Source organism: Rhodococcus sp. P3_B8 (genome assembly GCF_056402775.1).
This window is the reverse complement of record NZ_JBFUGT010000551.1, coordinates 1-2,349: the sequence shown is the minus strand read 5'-3', so window position 1 is coordinate 2,349 and position 2,349 is coordinate 1. Positions and strand designations below refer to the sequence as shown.

The window sequence follows — 2,349 nt, the reverse complement described above, 5'->3', positions numbered from 1 at the left end:
CTGCTCACCGGCACCGACACCGACGAGCGGTGGGACGATTCGGCGGAGCGCACCGAGATCGGCGCGTTCGAACAGCTCGCCCAGGATCTGAGCATGGGCTTCGACGGCAGCGACCAGCTCTACGGTTTCGCCCACCACCAGCTGCACACCACCTGGCTGGGCACGTCGACCGGGATCCGGCGCCGGTTCGCCCAGCCGACCGGGTCGGTCGAGATCAACGGCAAACGCGGCGACGCCAGCGCCTGGGTGGGCACCAGCACCAAGGACTTCACGGATGTGGCCAGCGTGAAGTTGCTCCAGGACCTGTCGACGCGCCTCGACTGGGCCCGCAACCGGGTGGAGTTGCCCGCCGGCCGTTACGAGACGATCCTGCCGCCGTCCGCGGTCGCGGACCTCATGATCTACCTCATGTGGACCATGGAGGGCCGGGCCGCGGAAGAAGGGCACTCCGCCCTGTCGGCGCCCGGGGGCACCCGCATCGGGGAGAAGCTGAGTGCGCTGCCCCTCACCCTCTACTCCGATCCGGCCGCGCTCGGCGTGGAATACACACCGTTCGTCGTCACCGGGTCGTCGTCCGAATCGGTGTCCGTCTTCGACAACGGGATGGACGCGGGCCGGGTCGACTGGATCCGTGACGGCACCGTCAATGCGCTCGCGTACCCGCGGGCGGCGGCGAAGGAATTCGGCGCCGACGTGACCGTGCCCGGCGACAACCTGATCCTCGACGCCGGCGGTTCGGTGTCACTCGATCAGATGGTGGCCGAGACCGAACGCGGGCTGCTGCTGACCACCCTCTGGTACATCCGGGAGGTCGACCCCGCCACCCTGCTGCTCACGGGACTGACGCGGGACGGTGTCTACCTCGTCGAGAACGGGAAGGTCACGGGCGCCGTGAACAACTTCCGGTTCAACGAGAGCCCCCTCGACCTGCTGCGGAGGGTCACCCAGGGCGGAGCCACCGAGCGGACGCTGCCCCGGGAATGGAAGGACTGGTTCACCCGAACCGCGATGCCGCCGTTGCGTGTCCCGGACTTCCACATGTCGTCGGTCAGCAAGGCGCTCTGAGTCGCGGATCCTATGCGGACGCTCGTCTAGGTGACAGCCCGTACTGTTTCCGTTATAAATGCTGCAGACATCGCGCATATGAGATTGCTCACTCCAGAGCAGTTTCGCCGCGCATGTCATATTCAGGTCTCCAGAGAACGGGGCCGAAACTCACCGTAGCGCCGCGTGGCCGGCGCATGCGCCGAGTACGTCCCTTGCCCGTCTGACCAGGAGGTTTCATGCACTCCGATACCACCACCCGCGAACTGCTCCACGACCACACCAAGGTCACGAGACGGTTCGCTCTCGCCGACGTGGCACTGACGACGTTCGTCTGCCTCGTCTGCGCCACCGGAATCGGCATCATCACCGGTTCAGTTCTCGCCGCCGCGACAGGAGGACTGATCGTCGCCCTCGCCACGGCACTGATGGTGGCAGCGGTATGACCGCGCCCAGACATCAGCGAAGCACCACAACCCAGGAGATCACCGTGTCGAACGACGTACTCGAGGCCGCACCGCCCGCACATCCGATTCCGCACCGTCACCCCGACGGACGCGAGGTTCTCGCCACCGCGAAAGGCATCCTCATCGCCACCCGCGGTTACGGCGACGCCGAGGCATTCGAGGAATTGCTCGACGTCTCCCGGCATCACCACGTCAGCGTGATGCGGGCAGCGAAGTCGTTGGTGGAGTTGGCGACTCGGCGACAGCCGTGCCCCTCCGTGACGACGCCCGCACCGTCGTACGCCCTCGAGTTCAAGGAATGGACGACGCTACTGGCGCGGTGACACCGTTCCTGTCCGCCCGGGTGAGACGCTGGTAGCCCCGGTGTGTGAGCCATTCGAGTGGCCCCCGATCGAACCGCCGCAACCACAGGCGTGACACGACGATCAGCGTCGCCGAGACGGCACCGAACAACACGATGGTCGCCGGAACGACGGTGGCGCCGTTCAACCGGGCCGCGAGGCCGAATCCCCAGCCGTAGCAGACGATCGAGCACAGGATGTTCTGCAGCACATAGCAACTGAGCGCAGTGCGGCCGACTCCCGAGAGCGCCCGACCGGCCGGGCCGGGTTCGCGTCCGTCGGCGTAGCGGTGCGCGATCGCGGCGAGTAGCCCCAACGCCACCACCGGAGCGGTCCCGTACCTGCCGAGGATCAGGCCTACGTCTCCGCCGAACAATCCGAGCGCGAAGTCCAGCGGAAGTGCGATTGCCAGGCCCGCGACCATCAGGCGCCGACGCAAGTCGCCGCGGTCCGGGTCGAGGACGCGCGCACCGTAGAGGTGTGCGCCGACGAGGAAC

The 2,349-nt window shown here is 67.1% G+C and carries 4 protein-coding genes; 3 read left to right on the top strand and 1 reads right to left on the bottom strand.

What is annotated here, in order from left to right:
- The 3 genes from AC1D1G_RS44385 to AC1D1G_RS44375 all read left to right on the top strand — a co-directional run.
- Positions 1 to 1,065 (top strand): metallopeptidase TldD-related protein (locus tag AC1D1G_RS44385; protein WP_477956849.1); only part of this gene is annotated, 1,065 nt, incomplete at its 5' end.
- A 218-nt stretch (positions 1,066 to 1,283) separates the two neighbouring features.
- Positions 1,284 to 1,490, top strand: coding sequence for a hypothetical protein (locus tag AC1D1G_RS44380; RefSeq protein WP_280784450.1), 207 nt, complete (start codon positions 1,284 to 1,286; stop codon positions 1,488 to 1,490).
- The gene (locus tag AC1D1G_RS44375) at positions 1,487 to 1,834 is read left to right on the top strand and encodes an ANTAR domain-containing protein (protein WP_280784451.1); all 348 of its coding nucleotides are present in this window, start codon (positions 1,487 to 1,489) and stop codon (positions 1,832 to 1,834) included. The genes AC1D1G_RS44380 and AC1D1G_RS44375 overlap by 4 nt, the downstream gene beginning before the upstream one ends.
- Here AC1D1G_RS44375 and AC1D1G_RS44370 read toward each other — a convergent pair.
- A partial coding sequence (locus AC1D1G_RS44370) for a DUF418 domain-containing protein (RefSeq protein WP_477956848.1) occupies positions 1,803 to 2,349 on the bottom strand: 547 nt, incomplete at its 5' end. The genes AC1D1G_RS44375 and AC1D1G_RS44370 overlap by 32 nt on opposite strands.

Coding starts and splice junctions, on each gene's coding strand:
- AC1D1G_RS44380 (WP_280784450.1), top strand. CDS start 1,284: ATGCACTCCGATACCACCACCCGCGAACTGCTCCACGACCACACCAAG.
- AC1D1G_RS44375 (WP_280784451.1), top strand. CDS start 1,487: ATGACCGCGCCCAGACATCAGCGAAGCACCACAACCCAGGAGATCACC.